Below are 24,716 nucleotides of genomic sequence, written 5' to 3'. Positions count from 1 at the left end.
GGATCAGCAGAGTTGTTCCTTCAGTCTTTGAACGCGCGACCCCTTGACTCAGGCCCGCAGCCGTCATTTACTCACGCCTCGCACGCCCCCATCCCCCACCTCCAGAAGGGCTGCGCGCCGATGAGCACCACGAGCACAGCAAGATCTCCAAGAAGCCTGAAGAGAACGGGCCGGGCAGCGCGGCTGCTCGTCGCCGGACTGCTGACGACAGCCGGACTCGGCGCCGTGGGCACTGTTCCCGCCCACGCGGCGGGCGAGCAGGTCACCGCCTACCTGACCACGACGGACGACACCGGCGGCCGCCATGTCACCCGCGGATTGCAGGCGCAAACCCCCTTCGCCTTCTCGGCCGGCAGCGGCGGAAGCGGCGACAACATCACCGTGGACGAGAACACCCGCTACCAGACGTTCACCGGCGGCGGCGCCTCTTTCACCGACACCGCCGCCTGGCTGATGAACAGCAGTGGGGCGCTGACGCAGGCCCAGCGTGACGCCGCGATGACGAAGCTGTTCTCGCCGACGGCCGGGATCGGGCTCTCTTTCGTACGCAATCCGATGGGCGCCTCGGACCTCGCGCGGTACGGGTACTCCTACGACGACGTGGCGGCCGGACAGACCGACCCGAATCTCGCGCAGTTCTCCATCGCACACGACCTGGCGGATGTCGTACCGCTGACCAAGCAGGCGCGCACGCTCAATCCCGCACTGACCGTGATGGCGTCGCCGTGGACGGCGCCCGCCTGGATGAAGGACAGCGGGTCGCTCAACGGCGGCTGGCTGAAGTCGGAGTACTACTCGGCGTACGCCTCGTACTTCGTGAAGTACCTACAGGCCTACCAGGCTCAGGGTGTGCCCGTCTCGTACGTCACCGTGCAGAACGAGCCGACGTGTTGTTCCGGGTACCCGTCGATGAGCTGGAACGCCTCGGGACTCGCCTACTTCACCAAGAGCGAGCTGCTGCCGAAGCTCCAGGCGGCGGGGCTTTCGACCAAGGTGCTCGCCCATGACTGGAACTGGGACGTGTACGACTCGTACGCCGCCTCGACGGTCGACGACGCGGCGGTCCGCACGCATCCGAACTTCGGCGGGGTCGCCTGGCACGGCTATGGCGGCGACGTCACCAAGCAGACCACCGTCCACAACCAGTACCCCACGCTCGACGCCTTCGGAACCGAGCACTCCGGTGGCACCTGGATCGCCAACCAGCAGCGTGAGGACATGCTCAACATCGTCGACTACACCCGGAACTGGGCGAAGTCGATCACCAAGTGGTCGCTGGCCGTGGACCAGAACATGGGGCCGCACAACGGTGGTTGCGGCACCTGCACCGGGCTCGTCACCGTCCACAACGGCGACGCACAGAGCGGGCAGGTCGACTACACCATCGAGTACTACACGATGGGGCACCTCACGAAGTTCGTGAAGCCGGGCGCGCAGCGGATCGCCTCCACGGCGAGTACGTCCGTGCCCAATGTCGCGTGGCGCAACCCGGACGGGTCGAAGGCGCTGATCGCGTACAACGACGCGTCCACCGCGAAGACGGTGACGATCAACTGGGGTGGGCAGCACGCGACTTACTCGCTGCCCGGCAAGACCTCGGCGACGTTCACCTGGTCCGGGACGCAGGCAGGTGGCGGTGACCAGAGCGGGGCCTTTGTGGGGCTTGCCGGTAAGTGCCTTGATGTGGCCGGGGGTTCGTCGGCCAACGGGACCGCCGTGCAGCTCTACGACTGCAACGGGTCGACCGCGCAGACCTGGACGGTCAAGGCCGACGGTTCGGTTCAGTCGCTCGGGAAGTGCCTCGACGTGACGTCGGCGTCCACTGCGGACGGGGCGCAGCTTCAGCTCTACGACTGCAACGGTACGGGGGCTCAGCGGTGGACGTACAACTCCACCACCGGGGATGTCGTCAATACCGCGGCCAATAAGTGCATTGATGTGACCGGGAATTCGTCGGCGAACGGGGCTCGGGCGCAGATCTGGACCTGCACGGGGGCTGCCAACCAGAAGTGGCATCTGCAGTAGGGGGGTGCGGGGTGGGGCGGGGAGGGTTTTTCGCCCCCTCCGCCCCTACCCGTCCCTTGTTCCCGGGGGCTGCCGCCCCCAGACCCCCGCTTCGGCCTGAACGGCCTCGTCCTCAAACGCCGGACGGGCTGAGAACGCCTACTCCGCCGGCTCCACCCCCGCCCGCAGCAGACCGTACGTGCACGCGTCCTCCAGCGCCTGCCAGGAAGCGGCGATCACGTTCTCGCCGACGCCGACCGTCGACCACTCGCCCGCGCCGTCGGAGGTGGAGATGAGGACGCGGGTGGTGGACTGGGTGCCGTGTTTGCCCTCCAGGATGCGGACCTTGTAGTCGACGAGCTCCAGGTTGGCGAGTTGGGGGTAGAGCTTTTCAAGGGCTACGCGCAGGGCGCGGTCGAGGGCGTTGACCGGGCCGTTGCCCTCGGCGGTGGCGACGATGCGCTCGCCCTTGGCGAAGAGCTTGACCGTGGCCTCGTTGGCGTGGCTGCCGTCGGGGCGGTCCTCGACGATGGCGCGCCAGGACTCGACGCGGAAGTACTTGCGGGCGCGGCCCTCGGCCTCCTCGCGGAGCAGCAGCTCGAAGGACGCGTCGGCCGCCTCGTAGGTGTAGCCCTGGAGCTCGCGCTCCTTGACGCGGGCGACGACCCGGCCGACCAGCTCGCGGTCGCCGCTGATGTCGACGCCCAGCTCCTTGCCCTTGAGCTCGATGGAGGCGCGGCCCGCCATGTCGGAGACCAGCATCCGCATGGTGTTGCCGACCAGCTGGGGGTCGATGTGCTGGTACAGGTCCGGGTCGACCTTGATCGCGGAGGCGTGCAGGCCGGCCTTGTGGGCGAAGGCGGAGACACCGACGTACGGCTGGTGCGTGGAGGGGGTCAGGTTCACCACCTCGGCGATGGCGTGGGAGATGCGCGTCATCTCGCGCAGGGCGCCTTCCGGGAGCACCTTCTTGCCGTACTTCAGCTCCAGGGCCGCGACCACCGGGAAGAGGTTGGAGTTGCCGACCCGCTCGCCGTAGCCGTTCGCCGTGCACTGGACGTGCGTGGCGCCCGCGTCGACGGCGGCCAGCGTGTTGGCGACCGCGCAGCCCGTGTCGTCCTGGGCGTGCATACCGAGCCGGGCGCCGGTGTCGGCCAGGACGGTGGCGACGACCGCCTGGACCTGGGCCGGGAGCATGCCGCCGTTGGTGTCGCAGAGGACGACCACGTCGGCGCCCGCCTCGGAGGCAGCGCGGACGACGGCCTTGGCGTACTCGGGGTTCGCGCGGTAGCCGTCGAAGAAGTGCTCGCAGTCGACGAAGACTCGGCGGCCCTGGGAGCGCAGGTGGGAGACCGTGTCACGGACCATCTCCAGGTTCTCGTCGAGGGTGGTGCGGAGCGCGAGCTCGACATGGCGGTCGTGGGACTTCGCGACCAGGGTGATCACCTGGGCGCCGGAGTCGAGGAGGGCCTTGACCTGTGGGTCCTCGGAAGCCTTGGCTCCGGCGCGGCGGGTCGCGCCGAAGGCGACCAGCTGGGCGTGCTTGAAGTCGATCTCCTGCTGGGCGCGGGCGAAGAACTCGGTGTCACGCGGGTTGGCACCGGGCCAGCCGCCCTCGATGAAGCCCACCCCGAAGTCGTCCAGGTGCCGGGTGATGGCCAGCTTGTCCGCCACGGTGAGGTTGATGCCCTCGCGCTGCGCGCCGTCGCGCAGGGTCGTGTCGAAGACGTGGAACGAATCGTCGAGTTCGCTGGTGTCCGTCATGGTGTCTGGCTCCTGAGGTTTGGATCTCGGTCTGTACCGGAATGACCGGCTCCACCGTCCTCCAATGATCCCTCGCGCTCCTTTCCCGGCTTGAGGTGGGCCAGGAAAACGAAAAACCCCTCGCGGGTGCGAGAGGTCTGCGCGCGGGTCGAAGACGACGGTGCCCGCCCGTACGTGGTGGTACGTGGCGGTCACTGCGGACCGGCGCGCCTGCTGCCAATAATCACGGCGAACGAGAGCACGGGGGCAGTCTGGCACAGCCCCCGCGCCTCGCTCACCGTTGTCTCAGGATGCGGTCGATCACCTCAGGTGACGGACGTAGACGTGGGTGGTGTCGTAGGTGTCACCGGGCACAAGGTCGGTGCCCCAGCTGCTGAAGGCGACCTGGCGGCCGTGCCGGTCGATCGCCAGGTCGAACACCGCCGCCTGGCTGTTTCCGCCCTGGGTGTTGGGGTTCACCACAACCGTGTGCCCGGTCCGCAGATCGCGTACGTACACCTGCCCGGTGCGGTCGGGATCACGCAGGTCGGCGGAAAGGTAGGCGAGGTACCGGTTGTCGGCACTGAGCGACGCGGCGCCGGAGCTGGCGGCCGGGTCGGCGGCGTCGATGCTGCGCAGTTCCCCCGTCTTCAGGTCTCGGATGAAGACGTTGTGGGCGTTGTTGGTGTCGCCCGGCGTCAGCTGCGAGTCCAGCGAGTTGAACACCGCGTACCGCCCGTCGGCGCTGACCTGCGGTGACTCGGTCTGCGCGTCGGACACCTTGCCTTCCGGCGCCTTGTCGATCTGGAACAGCTCGCCGCTTCGCACATCACGGACGTAGGCGTCGCTCCAGTCGCCCGGGAAGGGGTGCGGGACGAAGAACATGTAGCCGACCCGACTGCCGTCCGCGCTGATGGAGGGATAGCCGGCGGCGGACTTCCAGACGCCCACACCGGGCACCTGGCTGATCCGGACGGTCTTGCCGGTGACGAGGTCGACGCGGTAGGCCCGGTTGGTGTTGTCTCCCGCCGGCGCCTCACCCGTGTTCAGGGCGAGGAAGGCGAGGTAGCGGCCATCGGCGCTGAGGGCGGGGCTGCTCGCCGCGCTGTAGCCCGGGGCGACGGTGTCGTCGACCCGCTGGAGGGCGCCGGTCTTCAGGTCCTTCACCCAGACATGGTTGTCGGCGGTGTCGTAGGTGGGATTGGAGGTGAACGCCAGATACCGGCCGTCGGCGCTCAAAGAGACGTCCAGGACGTGGCCGTCCCCAGGGCTGCCGTCCGCCCTGTTGCTCGCCAGGCGGGTGGTGCCGGTCTTCAGGTCGCGTACGAAGGCGTCGGCCAGCCCGTTGGTGTCGCCCGCGACAAGGTTGTCGGCGGAGGAGACGAAGGCCAGGTAGCGGCCGTCCGCGCTGATGCTCCCCCCACCGGAGGGGGCGTTGCCGTCCGTGCCGTCCGGGGCCACGCTCCCCTTCTCGGTGCGCGGAGCGCCGGGGGCGGCGCTCGCCGTGGGGCCGGTGAGCGCCGCTGCGGCGGCGAGCGCGACGACGCCGGCCGCCAGAGCGACGCGGCGGTGCGATGTGCTGCTGTGCATGGTCATTCCCCCGTGGTTGGTCGTTGTCACTGCACTGTCCTCAGGAAGACGTCCGGCACCCCGTTGGTGTCCCCTTCCACCAGATCGGGTGATGCCGACTCGAACGCGACGACGGTGCCGCCGGCGTTGACGGATGGGTGCCTTGCCGGTAGGTCGTTGCGACCACCCCAACGGTCGACACTGATCAACTGACTTTTACCGGTGGCGAGTTCGAGCAGATACACGGAACGGCCCGAGGTGTACGCGACCTGCGCGCCGTCCCCGGAAAGCGAGGGCTCCGCGCCTTTGACCCCGGTCGTGGTCTTGGCGTCGAGGTCACGGACATAGACGTTCCGGCCCTGCTGGAAGGCGACCTTGTGTCCGTCCGCGCTGATCGAGGGAGCCGAGGAGCTGCTGCTGACCTTCTCCAAGTCACCGGTGTCCAGGTCGCGGACGTAGATGCCGCCGCTCTGCTCGAAGGCGATGTACCGGCCGCCTTCGTTGATCGCCGGGTTGCCCGCCGCCTCGCCCGTGGACGCGCTGACCACGTCGGTGGTGCCGCCGTTGAACCGGAAACGGTAGACGCGGGGTTGCGGGTGCGGGTCGGCGTCGGTGGCGGGCAGCGTGGCGGCGTAGGTGATCCACTGGCAGCTGGGGTCCACGCTGGGCTGTCCCATCCAGGTGAAGCGGACGCCCTGGTAGGAGCCCAGGCTGGTCAGCTTGCCGACCGAGCGGTTGCGTATGTGGACGCCGGGGGCGCCGTCGGATTCGAGCGGGGCCACGTAGCCGACCATGCGTCCGCTGTAGCAGGGCGTGCCCTCGTGGGACGGGCCCTGTGCACTGGAGTTGACCAAGGAGACTGCGCCGCCCGCCAGGACGAACACGTTCGTGTCCTTCGGGTCGTCGGCCCCCTGCGAGGTGAAGGCGACGACCTTGCCCTCCCCCATCACCGGGTCGTAGGACGCCCCGGGCAGCTGCTGCCCGTCCGGCGCCACACTGATCCGTTCGGTGACGGAGGGCATCGGTTCCGGGTTCTCCCGGAGCGCGCCCGAGAAGACGAACACGTCCCACTCCCTGTTGGTGTCACCCGGCACCAAGTGGGACGCCGTCGAACTGAACACCACCGCACGCCCGTTGGCGGTCAGCACGTCGTCTGTTGACTGGGCGCTCGGCGGGAGGGCGGCCCCGCGCAGCCCCGTCCGCAGGTCCCGCACCCGCTCGCCGTCCTCGCCCGCGACTACGGCGTACCGGCCGTCCGCCGTGGCCGAGAAGCCGGTCCCCTCGGCAACGCGCCGCGATTCGCCCGTGCGGAGGTCGTGGATGTACACACCGCCCTCGGCGTTGAGGAGAACGCGGCGGCCGTCCGCGGTGATGCGGACCAGATCGGCGACGCCGAGGTCCTTGTCGACCTGGGTCCGCTCGCCCGTCGCCCGGTCCTTGACGAAGACGTCGACCGGGTCCTCCTCGGAGTCGCTGCGGACGGCGTACGCGACACGCTCGCCGTCGCCACTCACCGAGGCCCCGGCCTTGTCGCCTTCCTCGGCCGGTGAGATCAGCTCGTCGGCGCCGGTGGCCGTGTCGCGGACGTACAACAGCCGGAAGTTCTCCGAGCCGTTGCGGTTGCCGATGGTGTACGCGACGTGCGTGCCGTCCGGACTGATCGACTGCACGCGACCCAACTCGTTGAAACCGGGCGGGTTCTCGGGCCACAGCTTCTCCGAACTGCCGGTGGCTCGGTCGTACAGGTACGGGGCCAGGAACCGGGTGCCCGCGGTGTAGCCGATACGGCTCCCGTCGGCGCTCGGCATCGGCGAGCCATATGTGTAGCCGCTGCCGATGTCGATCGTGGTGACCTCGCCGTCAGTCAGGTCCTTCGTGAGCAGGCACATGGAGAAGTTCGCGCAGCCGAAGCTCGGCGCGGTGGACGTGAACGCGATGTGGCGACCGTCGGCGCTGATCGCCGCGCCGTTCGACTCTCCGTCGGCCTGGCTGCCGTCGGCGGCCGTGCTCACCCTCTCCACCGTGGGCGTATGAGGTGCATGCGGTGTGGCGGACGCGGTCGGCGGGGTGAGTGCGAGTAGCAGCGTCACCCCTAAGCCAACGCCCGACACACCTGCGGCTCTCCACATGATTTCCCCCTGGAATCGTGTCGCCCCCGGCCCCGTGCCAAGGGCACTCCTGGATGCAAACGCACCACCCACTACAGGGTCAATCCCCCGCATTGCGTACAACCCGGGCGGTTGATCAGGCGTCCGGGAGGAGTCCCTCGTCCAGGAACTCCCGTACGTGGCCGAGAATCTGCCCCCGGTCCGTACCGCGCAGGCCGATCGCCACGTGGATGGAGAAGCCGTCGAGGAGGGCGCGCAGTCGGGCGGCGAAGCGGTCCGGGTCGACGGGACGGAACTCGCCGTGCGAGACGCCTTCGGCGAGCAGGGCCACCAGGTCCCGGTGCCAGGCGCTCTCGATGGCGACCTGCCGTTCGCGGGCGTCGTCGTCGGCGTTCTGCGAGCGGTTCCAGACCTCGAGCCAGAGGGTCCAGTGCGGGTCGCGGTGGCCGCCGGGGACGTACAGGTCGACGTACGCGTCGAGGCGTTCGCGGGCGGTTCCGCGTGCGGCCAGCAGTCGGCTTCGCTCGGCGCCGAGGCGGCCCTCGCTCCACTCCAGGGTCCGCAGCAGCAGTTCGTCCTTGGAGCGGAAGTAGTAGAGGAGGTGGCCGCTGCTCATGCCGACCTCGCGGCCGAGCGCCGCCATGGTGAGCTTCTCCAGACCGCGCTCGGCGATCATGTCCATGGCCGCGGCGAGCACGTCCTCACGCGGGGGCGCGTTCCTGCGCGCACCGGCCATCGCCCGACTCCCTAGATCTTCGGCTGCTGCTGGGTGATGCAGTGGATGCCTCCGCCCCCGGCAAAGATCGTACGTGCGTCCACCAGCGTGACCGTCCGTTCGGGGAACAGTCGGCGGAAGATGCCGGCCGCGATCTCGTCACGCGGGTCGTCGAAGCCGCAGAGGACCACGCCGCCGTTGCAGAGGTAGTGGTTGATGTAGGAGTAGTCGGCCCAGTGTCCGTCCGCTTCCAGCACCGTCGGGGCGGGGACCTCGACGACCTCCAGCCTGCGGCCCCGCGCGTCGGTCCCCGCCCGGAGCAGGCCGGTGATCTCCTTGCTCAGCTCGTGGTCGGGGTGCGCCGGGTCCGGCTGGGAGTGCGCGACGACGACACCGGGGCGCGCGAACGCGGCGACGATGTCCACATGGCCGAGCGTGCCGAAACCGTGCGGCGGGTAGTCGCCGGTCAGTCCGCGCGGCAGCCAGATCGCCTTGCGGGTGCCGAGATGGGCGTGGATCTCCGCCTCGACCTGCTCGCGGGTCCAGCCCGGGTTGCGCTCGGGGCCGAGCTGCACGGTCTCGGTGAGCAGGACGGTCCCCTCGCCGTCGACATGGATCGCGCCGCCCTCGTTGACGAGTTTCGAGGCGTACGTCCGTGCCCCCGCGAGGTCCGAGAGGTACGCGCCGATCTTCGCGTCGTGCTCCCAGCGGGCCCAGTGCTGGGCGCCCCAGCCGTTGAACGTCCAGTCCACGGCGGCGAGTTCGCCCTTCCCGTTGCTGAGGAAGGTGGGGCCGATGTCACGCATCCAGGCGTCGTCGAGGTCGCGTTCGACGGTGTCGATGCCCGGGCCGAGGAGCTCGCGGGCCGCCGCGGACTGCCCGGGACCGCACACCACGGTCACCGGTTCGAAGCGGCGGATCGCCCGGGCCACCGCCGCCCATGCCGCACGGGACTCGGCGAGGTCGCCGGGGTCTTCGAAGGTGGGGTTGGGGCCCGGCCACGCCATCCAGGTGCGCTCGTGCGGGGTCCACTCGGCGGGCATCCGGAAGCCGTCGACTGCAGGCGTGTTCATGGCGGAGGTCCTCACAGGAAGTACAGGCGGTTGAGGGAGACCGAGTCGGCGGGCTCGGAGCGGATCGGGTCGCCGTCGAGGGTGACCAGGCCGGTGCGCTGGTCGACGTCGACCGCTCCGGTACGGGAGTTGAGGCGCAGGTCGGCCGGGCCGATACCGCGCGTGCCACGGACGGCGACCCGTCGGCGGCGGGTGGGCATCAGGTCGTTGCCCTGGTCGAGCGCCGCCTGTGCGACGAAGGCCACCGAGATGTCGGCGGGCGTCGAGCCGTGCGCCCCGAACTGCGGTCCCAGGACGAGGGGTTCGCAGGTGTCGGTCGCCGCGTTCGGGTCGCCGACGACGCCGTACGCCGGGAAGCCGGACTTCAGGACGAGCTGCGGTTTGGCACCGAAGTACTCGGGTCGCCAGAGCACGATGTCGGCGAGCTTGCCGATCTCCAGGGAGCCGATCTCGTGCGAAAGGCCGTGCGCGATGGCGGGGTTGATCGTCAGCTTGGCGATGTAACGCAGCACGCGCTCGTTGTCGTGATCCCCGGGAGCACCGAACTCGGCCTTCATCTTCCCGGCCATCGCGAACGTCCGGCGTACGGTCTCGCCCGCGCGGCCCATGCCCTGCGCGTCCGAGGAGGTGATGCCGATCGCGCCCAGGTCGTGCAGCACGTCCTCGGCGCCCATCGTGCCGGCCCGGATCCGGTCGCGGGCCATGGCGGCGTCGCCGGGCAGGTCGGTCTTCAGGTCGTGGACGGAGACGATCATTCCGTAGTGCTCGGCGACCGCGTCCCGGCCGAAGGGCAGGGTGGGGTTGGTGGAGGAGCCGATGACGTTCGCAACTCCCGCCATTTTCAGCACATTCGGCACGTGCCCGCCGCCGCATCCCTCGATGTGGAAGGCGTGGATGGTGCGTCCTTCGAGCACGCGGAGGGTGTCCTCGACCGACAGGCATTCGTTCAGCCCGTCGCTGTGCAGGGCGACTTGGACGTCGTGCTCCTCGGCAACACGCAAGGCCGTGTCCAGCGCGCGGGTGTGGGCGCCCATGTCCTCGTGGACCTTGAAGCCGGACGCGCCGCCTTCGGCCAGTGCCTCGATCAGCGGGGCGTCCGAGGACGACGAACCCCGGCCCAGGAAGCCGATGTTGACCGGCCAGGCGTCGAAGGCGTTGAAGGCGTGCCGCAGCGCCCAGGGCGAGTTGACGCCGACGCCCCACACCGGGCCGAACTCCTGGCCGATGATCGTGGTCACCCCGGAGGCGAGCGAGGCCTCCATGATGCGCGGCGACAGCAGGTGGACGTGGGTGTCGACGGCGCCGGCGGTGGCGATGAGTCCTTCGCCGGACACGATGGACGTCCCCGTGCCGACCACGACGTCGACGCCGTCGAGGGTGTCGGGGTTACCGGCCCGTCCGATGGAGCAGATCCGTCCCTCGCGGATGCCGATGGAGACCTTCCGGATCCCCTGCGCCGCGTCGATCACCACCACGTTGCTGATCACGACGTCGCAGGTGTCACGGACGGCGGCGGCCTTGAGGTGCAGCCCGTCGCGGGCGGTCTTGCCGAAGCCGGCGAGGAACTCGTCACCGTACTTCTGGGCGTCGGACTCGACGCGGATCGTGAGCCCCGAGTCACCCAGGCGAACGCGGTCGCCCGCGCGCGGGCCGTGGGTGGCGGCGTACTCGTACGGATTCATCGTTGCCCAGCTCCATCGGTTCCGAGATACCCGCAGGCGGCGGCCCTGCGCAGCGCCTCTTCCTTCGCCCCCGGCGCATCGAGCGGCCCGTCAACCAGACCGGCGAACCCGATCGCGATCCGCTCGCCGCCGATGGGCAGCAGTCCTACCTCGACGCTCTCGCCGGGGCCGAACCGCACGGACGACCCGGCCGGGACGGACAGCCGCATCCCGTACGCCGCCGCCCGTGGGAAGTCGAGCCGTGGGTTGGCCTCGAAGAAGTGGAAGTGGGAGGTGACGGAGACGGGCACGGTCGCGGTGTTCGTGACGAGCAGCCGCAGCACGGTGGCCGGTTCAGCGTGCGTCGGCCCGGGCAGCAGCGCGCCCGGAGCCTGATCCCCGAGGCCGCCGCCGATGGGGTCGCTGACGACCGCAAGACGCGAACCGTCGTCGAAGACCGCCTCGACATGCACCTCGGTGACGACGTCGGCGACGCCCGGCAGCACGTCGCCCGCGCCGAGTACGGAGCGGGCGCACTCGATGGCCTCGGCCAGCCGCCTCCCGTCCCGGGCGGCCTCGCAGACGGTGTCCGCGATGAGCGCGGTGGCCTCCGGCACATTGAGCTTCAGACCCCGAGCCTTGCGGGCCCGGGCCAGTTCGGCTGCCGAGAACAGCAGCAACCGGTCACGTTCCGTCGGGGTCAGCCTCATCTCACATCCCTCTCTTAGAGCATCACTCTAAACGGTAAAACCCATCTCCGGAAGGGTTGACGCGTCAGCCTGTCCAGGCTCACATTGAGCGTCACTCTAAGAAGGAGAGGCCCACCATGCCGGTGGAACAGCGTGGCGTCGACACCATCCCCGACGAGGAGCGCACCAGCGGCCCTCGCGACCTCGTGTCGATCCTGCTCGGCTCCAACCTCTGTCTCGGCGTGATCATCTTCGGCTGGCTGCCGGCGTCCTTCGGGCTCGGCTGGTGGGCCTCGGTCGGCTCGATCGTGGCGGGCACGGTCGTCGGCACGGCGATCACCGCTCCGCTCGCCCTGATCTCCCTGCGCACCGCGACGAACCTCTCCACCTCCTCCGGCGCCCAGTTCGGCGTGCGCGGACGGCTGGTCGGCTCGGTCGTCGGCCTGCTGCTCGCCCTCGGCTACACCACGCTGACCGTCTGGATCGGCGGCGACGTGCTGGCGGGCGTGCTCAACCGGCTGTTCGGACTGCCGGCCAACGGCATCTCGTACGGCGTGATCTACGGGCTGCTCGCGGCGGCGACGGTGGCGGGCGCGGTGTACGGCTACCGCGTGCTGCTCGCCATGTCCCGCGTCCTGGCGATCGGCATGACGGCCCTACTGGTCGTGGGCGTGATCGCGTACGCCCCGCAGTTCACGACCGCCGCGCTCCCGGGGGCCGGCGGCCCTCTGCTCGGCTCCTTCTGGCCGACCTGGCTGCTCGCGGCAGTGGCCGCCGGCCTGTCGGGTCCCATCGCGTTCATCACCCTCCTCGGCGACTACACGCGCTACATCTCCCCGGCCCGCCACTCCTCCCGCAAGGTCCTGCACGCCACCTGGCTTGGCCTGACCGTCGGACTCCTGGTCCCCCAGCTCTTCGGCACCTTCACGGCGTACGCGGCCCGCGCGGCCCTCGACTACGCGGGGCCGCTCGTGACGGCCTCCCCCACCTGGTACCTGGTCCCGCTGCTGCTCGCCGCCTCCGCGGGCTCGGTCGGCAACGCGGGCCTGATGCTCTACTCGATGGGCCTCGACCTGGACGCGATCCTCCCGCGCGCCTCACGCGCCCACGCCACGCTCGCGGTCGCCGTCGTCGCCACGGGGTGTGTCTTCGCCGGGCACTATGCCTCCAGCGCGCAGGACGCGATGACCTCCTTCGTCCCGCTCCTCACCGCCATCGGCACCCCGTGGGCCGTCATCACCCTCATCGGCTTCGCCCGCTGCCGCGGTGTGTACGACCGGGACGCCCTCCAGGTCTTCAACCGCCGCTCGCGGGGCGGGATCTACTGGTACCGGCACGGCTGGAACGTCCAGGCCGTGGTGGCGTGGGCCCTCGGTGCGGTTGTCGGACTCCTGGCGGTGTCGCTTCCCTCGTACGAGGGGCCGCTGCTCGCCCTGACGGGCGGGGTGGACTGCAGTTTCCTGCTGTCGGGGGGCGTCGGGGGTGTTGTGTACCTGGCGCTGTCGGCCCGGCACGCGTCACAGGGGGTCGGGGCCGGGCAGGAGCTGGCCGGCGCGGGAAGCGGGCGCTGAAGGCCGGTGCGTCGCCTGCGGGCGCGTCGTGGCTGAGCGCGCAGTTCCCCGCGCCCCTTTGGGAGCGTTTCCCAGCCCCCCTTCTTGGAGGGGGGCCGGGATTCAGGACAACACCGTCAGCCCAGCCGGTGCATCCAGCCGTGCGCGTCCCCGCTGACACCCCGCTGGATGTCCAGGAGCGCCTCGCGCAACTTCATGGTGACCGGGCCCGGCTCGCCGCCCGACTGCTGCCACTCGACGCCGGTGCGCTTGACCGTGCCGACCGGGGTGATGACGGCGGCGGTGCCGCAGGCGAAGACCTCCGTGAGAGTGCCGTTCTCGGAGTCGCGCTGCCATTGTTCGATGGAGATACGGCCCTCTTCGGACGTGTAGCCCAGGTCGCGGGCGACGGTGAGGAGCGAGTCGCGGGTGACGCCGGCGAGGAGCGAGCCGGTCAACTCGGGGGTGACGATCTTGTCGCCGTACACGAAGTACAGGTTCATGCCGCCGAGTTCCTCGACCCACTTGTGCTCGACGGCGTCGAGGTAGGCGACCTGGGCGCAGCCCTTGGCTGCGGCCTCGGCCTGGGCGAGCAGGGAGGCTGCGTAGTTGCCGCCGGTCTTGGCGTCGCCCACACCACCCGGGACGGCGCGCACGCGGTCCTCGGAGAGCCAGATGGACACGGGCTGCACACCGCCCGGGAAGTACGCGCCCGCGGGGGACGCGATGACGAGGAAGAGGTACTCGTTGGCGGGCTTCACACCCAGGCCGACCTCGGTCGCGATCATGAACGGGCGGAGGTAGAGGGACTCCTCCCCGCCGTGCGCCGGGACCCAGGCCCTGTCCTGCTGGACGAGCACGTCGCACGCCTCGATGAACATCTCGACCGGCAGCTCCGGCATGCCCAGGCGGCGGGCCGAGGACTGGAAGCGCTTGGCGTTCATGTCGGGGCGGAAGGTGGCGACGGAGCCGTCCGGCTGCCGGTACGCCTTGAGTCCCTCGAAGATCTCCTGCGCGTAGTGCAGGGTCATGTTCGCCGGGTCGAGGGAGAGCGGGCCGTACGGGACGAGCTGGCCGTCGTGCCAGCCGCGGCCCTCGGTCCACTTGATCGTCACCATGTGGTCGGTGAAGTAGCGGCCGAACCCGGGGCTGGCGAGGATCGCCTCGCGCTCCGCGGCGGAGCGGGGCTGCGAAGAGGGCTTGAGCTCGATCGTGGGCGTCGTCATGAGTGGATGTCCTTCACCGGATGATGTGTGTGGCGGGCCGCGCTCACGCCAGTACTGCCAGTGGCCAGTGCCAGGGCCTGTCCGACCATTCCCGTCTGCCCCGCGACGCCATGCACGCACTCTCGCCGCACCGGACGCAGACCCAAGTACATCCAGTACGAGGGTCCACGCCCGGCACGCCGAGAGCACGCACCTGACCCCGCGAGGCCGCCCTCCGGGCGACGACGGGAATGGTCGGACAAGCCCTGGGACGTCCGAGCATTCCCTCATTCCGCGGCTCCGCGTTCGAGTATCGCAAGAGTGGAGCCGTGGACGAAAACGGTGTGAATGCGGCCCAGAGGATTGCCCCGGGGATTGCCCTGGGATAGATGGTGACACCCGGCGAGGGCATAGCGAAAGCCGCCGGGTGCGGATGCGACCCGGCGGCTCCTACGAAACGTAAGTGGCGCGGGGGGTCAGCCGGCTACTCGTACGGCGAGCGCGTCGCCGATTTCCTCGGTGGAGCGGGCGGGCATGCCCACGCGCTCGGCGAGGTCGGTGGCGACGGCGTCCTCGATGCGGGCGGCCTCGGTCTCGTAGCCGAGGTGACGCAGCAGGAGGGCGACGGAGAGAACCGTGGCGCTGGGATCTGCCTTGCCCTGGCCCGCGATGTCGGGCGCCGAGCCGTGCACGGGCTCGAACATCGAGGGGAACTCGCCGGACGGGTTGATGTTCCCGCTCGCGGCGACGCCGATACCGCCGGAGACGGCCGCGGCGAGGTCGGTGATGATGTCACCGAAGAGGTTGTCGGTGACGATCACGTCGAAGCGGGCGGGGTCCGTGACGAGGTAGATCGTCGCGGCGTCCACGTGGATGTAGTCCGTGGTGACCTCGGGGAACTCTTCGGCCACCTTGTTGAAGACGTTCGTCCAGAGGTGGCCCGCGAAGGTCAGCACGTTGTTCTTGTGGACCAGCGTCAGCTTCTTGCGCGGGCGGGCCTGGGCGCGGGCGAAGGCGTCGCGGACGACGCGCTCGACGCCGAAGGCCGTGTTCACGGAGACCTCGGTGGCAACCTCGTGCGGGGTGCCCTTGCGGATGGTGCCGCCGTTTCCGGTGTACGGGCCCTCGGTGCCCTCACGGACCACGACGAAGTCGATCTCCGGCTGTCCGGCGAGCGGGGTGGCCACACCCGGAAGGAGCTTCGACGGACGCAGGTTGACATGGTGGTCGAAGAGGAAGCGGAGCTTCAGCAGGAAGCCGCGTTCCAGGACGCCGGACGGAACCGACGGGTCACCGATCGCGCCGAGCAGGATCGCGTCGTGCTGCTTGAGGGCCTCGGCATCGGCATCGGTGAGGGTCTCACCGGTCGCGTGGTAACGCTTGGCGCCGAAGTCGAACTCCTTCGTCTCCAGCTTCACATCCTGCGGAAGGACGGCGGAGAGGACCTTGAGGCCCTGGGCCACGACCTCCTGGCCGATGCCGTCACCGGGAATCACTGCGAGATTGATGCTGCGAGACATGACGGCACCGTACTCCTTCGTCCCATGGGATGACACGCCATGTCCGCCATACGGACATCGCCCCCCGTGCCGCACCGACCCGTCGACCTCCGTTCACCCATAGGTTTGCCGGGTGTTGGGGCTTGATGGGAAGTTCACCACCATGGACCCCAGCATGGACTCCGGTAGGGACCCCGGCATGGACGCCGGCCCGCACCTTCCCGACTTCGGCATTCCGCCGCGGCTCGCCCGCCGTATGACGATGGCGGAGCAGCACGAGTACCTGCGGACGAAGCTCACCCGGCGCCGCGCGCTGGTGACCGCGGGTGCGCTGGCGGGCGGCGGACTGCTGGCCGGCTGCGCGTCGGGCACCACGTCGGACACCAAGGACCCCTCGGCCACGGCCACCGGGCTGGTGCACGGTTCCGCCATCACACCCTTCGGCCGTCATCTCGCCTTCGGCGCGGACCCGAAGACCCAGATGCGGATCTCCTGGCAGGTGCCGCTCGCGGTCAGGAAGCCGTACATCCGGGTGGGCCTGGCGCCTTGGGACCTGAGCAGGAAGGTCGACGCCGAACTCCGCGACCTGCACACCCCGGGGCTGACCGGCGTACGGCTCACGCTGGACCAGTACTACCTGCACGCGGCGCTCGACGGCCTGCGCCCCGGCACGACGTACTACTACGGCGTCGGCCACGAGGGGCTCGACCCCGCGTCCAAGGAGCGCCGTTCCGCGGTCGGTTCCTTCCGCACGGCTCCTGCCACCAGCCCTGACAAGTTCGTGTTCACCGCCTTCGGTGACCAGGGCGTCACCCCCGACGCGCTCGCCAACGACAAGCTGATCCTCGGCCGCCGCCCGGCCTTCCATCTGCACGCGGGTGACATCTGCTATGCGGACGTCACCGGCCACGGCGAGAAGTCGGACTCCTACGACCCCGGCGCCTGGGACCTGTTCCTGAAGCAGACCGAGTCGGTGGCGAAGTCGGTGCCGTGGATGGTGACCACCGGCAACCACGACATGGAGGCCTGGTACTCGCCGAACGGATACGGCGGACAGTCGGCCCGCTGGACGCTCCCCGGCAACGGCTTCGACGCCCGGAACGCGCCGGGCGCCTACTCCTTCACGTACGGCAACGTCGGGATCGTCGCGCTGGACGCGAACGACGTCTCGTACGAGATCCCCGCCAACCAGGGCTACACGGGCGGCAGGCAGACCGCCTGGCTCGACAAGCGGCTCGGTGAACTGCGCGGGAGCGTCGACTTCGTCGTGGTCTTCTTCCACCACTGCACGTACTCGACGTCCTCCCACGCCTCCGACGGGGGCGTACGGGACGCCTGGCTGCCGCTGTTCACCAAGCACCAGGTGGACCTGGTGATCAACGGGCACAACCACGTGTACGAGCGGACCGACGCCATCAAGGGCGGCAAGGTGGGCAGGCCGGTGCCGGTCGGCGGGTCCACGGATCCGACGCGCGACGGGATCGTGTACGTCACGGCGGGCGGGGCGGGCCGCAGCCTCTACAGCTTCCCCGCCGGGGTCGAGGACAGCTACGAGGGGAAGGTCGCCGACCGCGAGTCGGTGGACACCTTCCACTGGACGAAGTCGCAGGACCAGCAGGCCGAGACCGTGGAGTGGTCGCGCGTGCGGTACACCGGCTACTCCTTCCTCTCGGTGGAGGCGGAGTCGGGCGCGGCGCCCCGGCTCAAGGTGTCGGCGCTGGCGCAGAGCGGCAGGCGCGTCGACTACTTCGAGGTGCGGCGCGGGGCGTGAGCACTCCGGAGTGCGGGGCGCGAGTACTCCGGGGCGCGGCGCGGGGTGAAGACCCCGCACCGCACCCCGTTCGGGCACGGCTCCCGGTATGAGTGGCGGGCCTCAGTGGCCCGTCGCGCCGCCGTTGTCCCTGCGGTCGAGGGCACGCTGGAGAGCGGCGGCTGCGTTCTTGCGGTCGGACTCGCTCGTACGAGAGACGCTCGTACGGGACACACGACGGACTCGGCGGACGGTCGTCTCGGCCATGATGAATCGACTCCTTGCCTCCGGACGCGGGGCGGCCGGAAGTGCGGTGTGGGGTTTCGAGACGCCGGAAGGGGCGGGGAGCGGTGCCGCAGGGGTTGCCTGCCAAAGGCTCCGGCTCACGACCGCCATTCGCTTGGTCGAGCGAGACGTTCGGCTCCTACAAAGCTAGGCGAGGAGCGCGCGTCTGTCTCTACAATTACTCGGACTTCCTACTATCTGAGACGGCGGATCGGGTCGCAAGGCCCTGACCTGGGGAAACATTCCGGCCGAGGTCACGCCCGCCGGGGATGCAACGCCCGCAGTTCCCTGATCAGCGCGCGAACGGCGACCGTCGTGGCAAGCTCCGACGTGGTGACGTACCCGACCGAACGTGTCGGGCGCTCCGGACCGAGATCGGTGATCTCGGTTGTGAGCGGTGCACTCGTGAGCGAGAGCGCGGGCATGATGGCCATTCCGAGACCACTGCTCACCATCGAGAGCACTGCTCCGTCGTCCTCGGCATGGACCGTCGCGCACGGGATCCAGTCCTGAGCGGCCCACCAGGTCCGGGTGTAGGAGGAGCAGTTCTCGGTCCAGTCGACCAGCGGCAGCGAGCGCGGGTCCGGATGACCGGCCGGGTGCACCAGGGCGTACGGCTCCTCGACGAGTACGTCGCCGATCAGCTCCGGCGGTACGGGCGCGCTCGTGCCGAGCGTGGCGATCCCGATGTCGGCCCGGCCCGCGACCACCTCACCCGCCGTGCCCGGCCCCACCTCCCGTACCACCCGCACGGTCGGTTCGATACCAGGATGCCGGGCCGCCAGCCGCTGCAGCGCGGGCGGCAGCAGGTGCAGTGCCGCGCTGCGGAAGGCGGCGATGCGCAGCGGCCCGGCGACGGTGTCGGCGCCGCCGGGACCGGCGCCCGCGCCCCGGGCCTCCGCGACCAGTGTGTCCAGCATCCGCAGCACCCGCCGCGCGTGTGCCACCGCCCGCTCCCCCGCGGACGTGGGGCGCGCCCCATGCCGCCCGCGTTCGAACAGCACGACGCCCACCTTGCGTTCGATGCCGCGCACCGCGTGCGAGACCGCGGACTGTGTCATGCCGAGCGTGCCGGCCGCCGCCGAGAAGCCACCCTCATGGGCGATGGCCACGAGGGTCCGCAGCTCCCGCGGGGCAAGGTCTTCGCCAGTCATCAGGGGTCCCACCTGCTTCCATGAGAACGGCTCATGGATGCGGCCGTTCCATGAGCGCAACCCTCTGCCCGATGGCCGCATTCCTCACTACGGTCCCCTTCATGAACGACATCGCGCTCACCGTGCAGCAGATCTCCCGCCCGACCGGTTTCCCCACCCCGGAGCACTTCCGTTTCGCCGAGTCACCCGTCCCTGAGCCCGCGCCCGGCACAGCCCTCGTCGAGAACCTCTACTGGTCCGTCGACCCCTACCACCGCGAGATGATGGACGGCGACTTCGAGCTCGGCTCCCCGCTGGAGGGCCGCACCATCGGCCGCGTGATCGACTCCCGGGACCCGGCGCTCTCCGAGGGCGAGATCGTCTTCCACCGGCGCGGCTGGCGCACCCACTCCGTCGTCCGCCCCGAGGAGACCAGACGCCTCCCGCACCACGAGGGGGTGCCGCTCTCCGCACACCTGAGCGTCCTCGGCGGCACCGGCCTGACGGCGTACGTCGGACTCACGCGGATCGCCCAACTCCGGCAAGGCGACGACCTGTTCGTCTCCGGGGCCGCCGGCGGGGTGGGCACGGCCACCGGACGGTTCGCTCAACTGCTGGGCGCCGGACGGCTGGTGGGCAGCGCGGGAACGGCGGCGAAGGTGGCGTACCTGAAGGAACACGTCGGCTACGACGAGGCGTTCGACTATCACTCGGGCCCCGTGAGCGACCTCCTGGCCAAGGCCGCCCCGGACGGCATCGACGTGTTCGTCGACAACGTCGGCGGCGACCACCTCGGCGCCGCGATCGGCGCGCTGCGCGAACGCGGCCGGGTCGTACGGGTCGGCACGATCGGCCAGTACAACACCTCGGACGCACCGCCCGCCCACTTCAACCACGCCGACGTCGTGGAGAGGAGCCTGCGCATCGAGGGCTTCCTGGTGCGCAACTACGTTGACTTACAAGAAGAGTTGTACGAGTTCGCCGTCCCGCATCTGCGCAGTGGTCGGCTCGCGCTGGACGAGACCGTCCTCGACGGCTTCGAGCGGATCGTGGACGCGTTCCTGTCCATGCTGCGGGGCGGCAACACCGGCAAGATGATCGTGCGCGCGGCCTGACGGACCGTCAGAGCACTTCCCCGTCACGCCAGTCGAAGACCAGCTCGTGCGCGGGATCGAGGCCGGCGGCGACAGGCCGTACGAAGGTGGAACCCTCCTCGTCCGGCAGGCGCACGACACCGTTCGGCCCGAGGGCACAGATGCGACCCGGCCAGCGCTGCCAGCCACGGGCGACGTAGAGCGCCACCCCCTCGTCGCTCGCGGACAGCGCACCGAGCCCGTACGCGCCGTCGACCACCCGCTCCAGCTCCGCCATCACCCGGCCCCCCAGCCCCGTACGCCGGACATCGGAGCGCACCCCCACGGCCTCCACGTACCCGACCCGCAGCGAGCGCCCCCGGTGCAGCACCCGGCGCTGGATCACCGAGCCGTGTGCGGCGAGTCCCCGCTCGTCCCGCACGAGCACATGGACGCCGCCGAGGCCGTGATCCCAGTCCTCGTCGCTGAAGTTCCCCTCGAAGGCGTCGTCCAGGAGCGCGCGGACGGCATGGAGTTCGGCGGGTGTGAGGTCCGCGGTGTGGGCGGTGCGCAGTCGGGAGGTCATGGGCTCAGTATTCCCAGCACGCGTGCGGGCCGGACGGCCACCCTGAACGGCGGCTGCCCGGCCCGGAAACTGCACCCTTGGGCGTCAGCCCATGTGCGGGTACGCGTAGTCGGTCGGCGCGACCAGGGTCTCCTTGATGGCGCGGGTCAGGGTCCAGCGCTGGAGGTTCTGCGGAGCTCCGGCCTTGTCGTTGGTGCCGGAGGCACGGCCGCCGCCGAAGGGCTGCTGGCCGACCACGGCGCCGGTCGACTTGTCGTTGATGTAGAAGTTGCCGGCCGCGTAGCGGAGCTTTTCCATCGTGTACGCGGCTGCCGCGCGGTCGTTGGAGACGACCGCGCCGGTGAGCGCGTAGTCGGACGCCGACTCCATCTGCGTGAGCATCTCGTCGTAACGGTCGTCCTCGTAGACGTGCACGCCCAGGAACGGGCCGAAGTACTCCGTCTTGAAGACCTCGTTCTCGGGGTCCGAGCACTCGACGACGGTCGGGCGCACGAAGTAGCCGACCGAGTCGTCGTAGGAGCCGCCCGCGACGATCGTGCAGGTCGGGTCCGCCTTGGCGCGGTCGATGGCCGCCTTGTTCTTGGCGAAGGCGCGCTCGTCGATGACCGCGCCGACGAAGTTCGCCAGGTCGGTGACGTCACCCATGGTCAGGTAGTCGACCTCGGCCGCGAACTCCTCCTTGAAGCCGGAGTTCCAGATGGAGGCCGGGATGTACGCGCGGGAGGTCGCGGAGCACTTCTGGCCCTGGTACTCGAAGGCGCCGCGGGTCAGCGCGGTCTTGAGCACCCCGCGGTCCGCCGAGGGGTGCGCGACCAGGAAGTCCTTGCCGCCCGTCTCGCCGACCAGCCGCGGATACGTGCGGTAGTTCGCGATGTTCTCGCCGACCGTCTTCCACAGGTGCTGGAAGGTCTTCGTGGAGCCGGTGAAGTGGATGCCGGCGAGGTCACGGTGGTTGAGGGCGACCTCGGAGACCGCGATGCCGTCACCGGTGACGAGGTTGATGACGCCCTTGGGGAGACCGGCCTCCTCCAGGAGCTGCATCAGCAGCACGGCGGCGTGCGTCTGGGTCGGCGACGGCTTCCAGACGACGACGTTGCCCATGAGCGCGGGCGCGGTGGGCAGGTTGCCCGCGATCGCCGAGAAGTTGAACGGCGTGATCGCGTAGACGAAGCCTTCGAGCGGGCGGTGGTCGAGGCGGTTCCAGACCCCCGGGGAGTTCGCCGGGGGCTGCTCGGCGAGCAGGTCACGGGCGTACTTGACGTTGAAGCGCCAGAAGTCGACCAGTTCGCAGGGACAGTCGATCTCGGCCTGCTGGGCGGTCTTGGACTGACCGAGCATGGTGGAGGCGGCGAGGGTCTCGCGCCAGGGGCCCGACAGCAGCTCGGCGGCGCGCAGGATGATCGCGGCGCGGTCGTCGAAGGACATCGCGCGCCAGGCCGGCGCGGCGGCGAGGGCCGCGTCGATCGCGTCCTGGGCGTCGGCCTGCGTGGCGCCCCGGCCGGTGCCGAGGACGGCCTTGTGGTTGTGCGGCTGGACGACCTGGAAGGCCTCGCCGCCGCCGAGGCGCTTCTCGCCGCCGATGGTCATCGGCAGGTCGATGGGGTTCTCGGCCAGCTCCTTGAGCTTGGCCTCCAGGCGGGCGCGCTCGGGCGAACCGGGGGCGTAGCCGTGCACCGGCTCGTTGACGGGGGTGGGGACCTGGGTTACAGCGTCCATGGTGTCCGTGACTCCTTAACTGAGCGGTGGGTCAGCCCTTGGTGAGGATCGAGCGGGCGAAGAAGAGGAGGTTGGCCGGCTTCTCCGCGAGGCGGCGCATGAAGTAGCCGTACCAGTCGGTGCCGTACGCCGTGTACACACGCATCCGGTGGCCCTCGGCGGCAAGCCGCAGGTGCTCCTCGCCGCGGATGCCGTACAGCATCTGGAACTCGTACTCGTCGAGCTTGCGCCCGGCCCTGCGGGCCAGCTCCTGGGCGATGGAGATGAGGCGCGGGTCGTGGGACCCGATCATCGGGTATCCGTCGCCCTCCATCAGGACGCGCAGGACGCGGACGTACGCCTTGTCGACCTCGGCCTTCTGCTGGTAGGCGACCTCGGCGGGCTCCTTGTACGCGCCCTTCACGAGCCGTACGCGGCTGCCGCTCCCGGCGAGGCGGTGGGCGTCGGCCTCGGTGCGGAACAGGTAGGCCTGGATGACACAGCCGGTCGCCGGGAAGTCCTTCCGCAGCTCCTCGTGGATGGCGAACATCGAGTCGAGGGTGGTGTGGTCCTCGGCGTCCAGCGTGACGGTGGTGCCGATGGCGGCGGCGGCCTCGACGACCGGGCGGACATTGGCGAGGGCCAGCTCGTGCCCGTCCTCCAGCGCCTGCCCGAACATCGACAGCTTGATCGACATCTCGGCCCGGGTGCCGAGGTCCAGCGCCTTGAGGTGCTCGACGAGCTCCAGGTACGCGTCCCGCGCGGCGTACGCCTGCTCACGCGTGGTGATGTCCTCGCCGACGACGTCGAGGGTGACCGCGAGGCCCTTCGCGCAGGCGTCCTGTACGACCGGTACGACCTGGTCGACCGACTCGCCGGCGATGAAGCGGGCGACCACCTGTTTGGTTCCGGGGGCCGCCGACACGAAGCGGCGCATCCTGTCGCTGCGCGACGCGGCGAGAATCACGGGACCCAGCACGGGGCACCTCCACAACAAGGCCGGCAGGAGGCCGAATCCCGACGATTCGGGTACGGCACGGGCAACCACCGTGAAACCTAAGGATCCCTCCGATCGTCTGCCATCGACAGCTGTCACGCATCCGTGCCCCGGATCTCAGACAGATGTATGAAGCCTTCGGGGAAATGCGGGAGAATGCCCGGGTGACGGCTGAATACAGGGGTGACTATCAGGAGCTGGTTGACGAGATCTCGGCGCTCCTCGGCATGCCGGCGACCCTGGAGAACCGGGACTTCGAGCTGATCGCCTTCGCCGCCTACGACAGCGAGGGCGAGCTCGATCCCTCCGCCCTCGACCCCGTGCGCGCCCGCTCGATCCTCACGCGCCGCTCCACCACGGCAGTGCGCACCTGGTTCGAGGGCTTCGGCATCACCCGGGCCACCGCCCCGGTCCGCATTCCACGCACCCCGGAGGCGGGGGTGTACCGGGGCCGGATCTGCCTTCCCGTACGCCATCGGGGTGTCGTCCGTGGCTACGTCTGGCTGCTCGACGACGACCCGGGACCGACGGCGGACCAGCTGACCGCCGCCATGGAGGTCGCCTCCCGCATCGGCGCCCTGCTCACCGACGAGGCACAGGCCGGCGCCGACCTCACCCGCGAACTCCGCGCCGTCCTCACCGCCGAGCGCGGCTGGCAGCGCGACATGGCCGTCGCCGAACTGCGGACGGCCCTTGGCACACGCGGCGACGGCCTGCACACGGTGGTGTGCGTGGCCCCCTGGCCCTCCGCGGACCCTGACGAGGCCCCATCCGTGCGTACGGTGCCGGGGGCGACCGCGCTGTGCACGGTGCCGTGGGGCGCTGCGGGGCAGAGTCTGGCGCTGCTCGTACGGCTCCGGTCGCCCGAGGTGATGACTCCGGCGCTGACGGCGGCCTCGCGGTTCGTGCGGGAGGCCGCGGCGGACGCGGCGGCCGGTGTCGCCGGAGCCCGCACCGGTCTGGCCGAGCTGGGAGCCGCCTGGCAGGAGGCGTCGGCCGCCGCACGTGCCGTACTGGCCGAGCCCCGCCTCGGCCCGGTCGCCGAGTGGGCGTCGATCGGACCCTTCCGGCTCCTGACGTCCCTTCCTCCGGACGCGGCCCACGATCCCGTCGTACGCACGCTGTTGGCACCCGTCCACCGCGAACTCGCCCGCACGGCAGAGGTCTTCCTCGACTGCGCGGGCCAAGCCGGGCGCACGGCAGCGGAGTTGGGCATCCACCGCCAGACGCTGTACTACCGCCTGTCCCGGGTCGAGCAGCTCACCGGCCTCGACTTGGACGACGGGGAGGACCGGCTGTTGCTGCACATGGCGTTGAAGGGTGCGCGGCTCTGACGCCGTGCTGTGAGTTGCGCGATGGATGCGCAATTCCGAGGTTCAGT

The 24,716-nt window shown here is 70.0% G+C and carries 19 protein-coding genes; 5 read left to right on the top strand and 14 right to left on the bottom strand.

The annotated features are described in order from the left end of the window. Positions 1 to 120: 120 nt before the first annotated feature. On the top strand, positions 121 to 2,025 hold the full coding sequence (locus tag ACFWP7_RS33590; RefSeq protein ID WP_384389356.1) for a ricin-type beta-trefoil lectin domain protein: 1,905 nt from the start codon (positions 121 to 123) through the stop codon (positions 2,023 to 2,025). Between the two features lie 138 nt (positions 2,026 to 2,163). Here the strand turns inward: ACFWP7_RS33590 and cimA are convergent, their stop codons facing one another. From cimA to ureA, 7 genes are all read right to left on the bottom strand, one after another. After that, the gene (gene cimA, locus ACFWP7_RS33585) at positions 2,164 to 3,768 is read right to left on the bottom strand and encodes a citramalate synthase (protein ID WP_384389353.1); all 1,605 of its coding nucleotides are present in this window, start codon (positions 3,766 to 3,768) and stop codon (positions 2,164 to 2,166) included. A 300-nt stretch (positions 3,769 to 4,068) separates the two neighbouring features. Then, positions 4,069 to 5,337, bottom strand: coding sequence for a hypothetical protein (locus ACFWP7_RS33580; RefSeq protein ID WP_384389351.1), 1,269 nt, complete (start codon positions 5,335 to 5,337; stop codon positions 4,069 to 4,071). Positions 5,338 to 5,363: 26 nt separating this feature from the next. After that, a complete protein-coding gene (locus ACFWP7_RS33575) occupies positions 5,364 to 7,328 on the bottom strand; it encodes a TolB family protein (protein ID WP_384389349.1) in 1,965 nt (654 codons plus the stop codon). A 232-nt stretch (positions 7,329 to 7,560) separates the two neighbouring features. After that, complete coding sequence (locus ACFWP7_RS33570) at positions 7,561 to 8,160, bottom strand: TetR/AcrR family transcriptional regulator (protein WP_384389347.1); 600 nt, start codon at positions 8,158 to 8,160, stop codon at positions 7,561 to 7,563. An 11-nt stretch (positions 8,161 to 8,171) separates the two neighbouring features. Next, positions 8,172 to 9,212: an agmatine/peptidylarginine deiminase gene (locus tag ACFWP7_RS33565; RefSeq protein WP_384389344.1), complete on the bottom strand. Its 1,041-nt coding sequence runs from the start codon at positions 9,210 to 9,212 to the stop codon at positions 8,172 to 8,174. An 11-nt stretch (positions 9,213 to 9,223) separates the two neighbouring features. After that, on the bottom strand, positions 9,224 to 10,894 hold the full coding sequence (locus ACFWP7_RS33560) for an urease subunit alpha (RefSeq protein WP_384389341.1): 1,671 nt from the start codon (positions 10,892 to 10,894) through the stop codon (positions 9,224 to 9,226). Further along, the gene (ureA, locus tag ACFWP7_RS33555) at positions 10,891 to 11,583 is read right to left on the bottom strand and encodes an urease subunit gamma (RefSeq protein ID WP_384389338.1); all 693 of its coding nucleotides are present in this window, start codon (positions 11,581 to 11,583) and stop codon (positions 10,891 to 10,893) included. The genes ACFWP7_RS33560 and ureA overlap by 4 nt, the downstream gene beginning before the upstream one ends. A gap of 116 nt (positions 11,584 to 11,699) precedes the next feature. Here ureA and ACFWP7_RS33550 point away from each other — a divergent pair, with 116 nt between their 5' ends. Further along, the gene (locus ACFWP7_RS33550) at positions 11,700 to 13,133 is read left to right on the top strand and encodes a cytosine permease (protein WP_384389335.1); all 1,434 of its coding nucleotides are present in this window, start codon (positions 11,700 to 11,702) and stop codon (positions 13,131 to 13,133) included. A gap of 116 nt (positions 13,134 to 13,249) precedes the next feature. Here ACFWP7_RS33550 and ACFWP7_RS33545 read toward each other — a convergent pair whose 3' ends face one another. Next, positions 13,250 to 14,338 carry a branched-chain amino acid aminotransferase gene (locus ACFWP7_RS33545; protein WP_384389332.1) on the bottom strand — a complete coding sequence of 363 codons (1,089 nt, stop codon included), beginning with the start codon at positions 14,336 to 14,338 and terminating at the stop codon, positions 13,250 to 13,252. 455 nt (positions 14,339 to 14,793) lie between these two features. After that, complete coding sequence (locus ACFWP7_RS33540) at positions 14,794 to 15,837, bottom strand: 3-isopropylmalate dehydrogenase (protein ID WP_384389329.1); 1,044 nt, start codon at positions 15,835 to 15,837, stop codon at positions 14,794 to 14,796. A gap of 154 nt (positions 15,838 to 15,991) precedes the next feature. On the opposite strand from ACFWP7_RS33540, the gene ACFWP7_RS33535 reads away from it, so the two are divergent. Further along, the gene (locus ACFWP7_RS33535; protein ID WP_384389327.1) at positions 15,992 to 17,587 is read left to right on the top strand and encodes a purple acid phosphatase family protein; all 1,596 of its coding nucleotides are present in this window, start codon (positions 15,992 to 15,994) and stop codon (positions 17,585 to 17,587) included. 102 nt (positions 17,588 to 17,689) lie between these two features. Here the strand turns inward: ACFWP7_RS33535 and ACFWP7_RS33530 are convergent, their stop codons facing one another. Both ACFWP7_RS33530 and ACFWP7_RS33525 read right to left on the bottom strand, forming a co-directional pair. Then, a complete protein-coding gene (locus ACFWP7_RS33530) occupies positions 17,690 to 17,833 on the bottom strand; it encodes a hypothetical protein (protein WP_384389324.1) in 144 nt (47 codons plus the stop codon). A gap of 272 nt (positions 17,834 to 18,105) precedes the next feature. After that, positions 18,106 to 19,005 (bottom strand): LysR family transcriptional regulator, encoded by a 900-nt coding sequence (locus ACFWP7_RS33525; protein ID WP_384389321.1) that lies wholly within the window; start codon positions 19,003 to 19,005, stop codon positions 18,106 to 18,108. Positions 19,006 to 19,106: 101 nt separating this feature from the next. Here ACFWP7_RS33525 and ACFWP7_RS33520 point away from each other — a divergent pair, with 101 nt between their 5' ends. Then, positions 19,107 to 20,099, top strand: coding sequence for an NADP-dependent oxidoreductase (locus ACFWP7_RS33520; protein WP_384389319.1), 993 nt, complete (start codon positions 19,107 to 19,109; stop codon positions 20,097 to 20,099). A gap of 7 nt (positions 20,100 to 20,106) precedes the next feature. Here ACFWP7_RS33520 and ACFWP7_RS33515 read toward each other — a convergent pair whose 3' ends face one another. The 3 genes from ACFWP7_RS33515 to ACFWP7_RS33505 form a co-directional block, all read right to left on the bottom strand. Continuing rightward, positions 20,107 to 20,643 carry a GNAT family N-acetyltransferase gene (locus tag ACFWP7_RS33515; RefSeq protein ID WP_384389316.1) on the bottom strand — a complete coding sequence of 179 codons (537 nt, stop codon included), beginning with the start codon at positions 20,641 to 20,643 and terminating at the stop codon, positions 20,107 to 20,109. An 84-nt stretch (positions 20,644 to 20,727) separates the two neighbouring features. After that, complete coding sequence (pruA, locus tag ACFWP7_RS33510; RefSeq protein ID WP_384389314.1) at positions 20,728 to 22,359, bottom strand: L-glutamate gamma-semialdehyde dehydrogenase; 1,632 nt, start codon at positions 22,357 to 22,359, stop codon at positions 20,728 to 20,730. A gap of 31 nt (positions 22,360 to 22,390) precedes the next feature. Then, positions 22,391 to 23,317, bottom strand: coding sequence for a proline dehydrogenase family protein (locus ACFWP7_RS33505; protein ID WP_384389311.1), 927 nt, complete (start codon positions 23,315 to 23,317; stop codon positions 22,391 to 22,393). Between the two features lie 164 nt (positions 23,318 to 23,481). Here ACFWP7_RS33505 and ACFWP7_RS33500 point away from each other — a divergent pair, with 164 nt between their 5' ends. After that, the gene (locus ACFWP7_RS33500) at positions 23,482 to 24,669 is read left to right on the top strand and encodes a PucR family transcriptional regulator (RefSeq protein WP_384389308.1); all 1,188 of its coding nucleotides are present in this window, start codon (positions 23,482 to 23,484) and stop codon (positions 24,667 to 24,669) included. Positions 24,670 to 24,716: the final 47 nt, after the last annotated feature.

The organism is Streptomyces sp. NPDC058470 (assembly GCF_042721055.1).
In the GTDB taxonomy this organism is placed as follows: domain Bacteria; phylum Actinomycetota; class Actinomycetes; order Streptomycetales; family Streptomycetaceae; genus Streptomyces.
The sequence above is the reverse complement of the archived record's forward strand: the minus strand, read 5'-3'. Positions and strand labels throughout refer to the sequence as shown.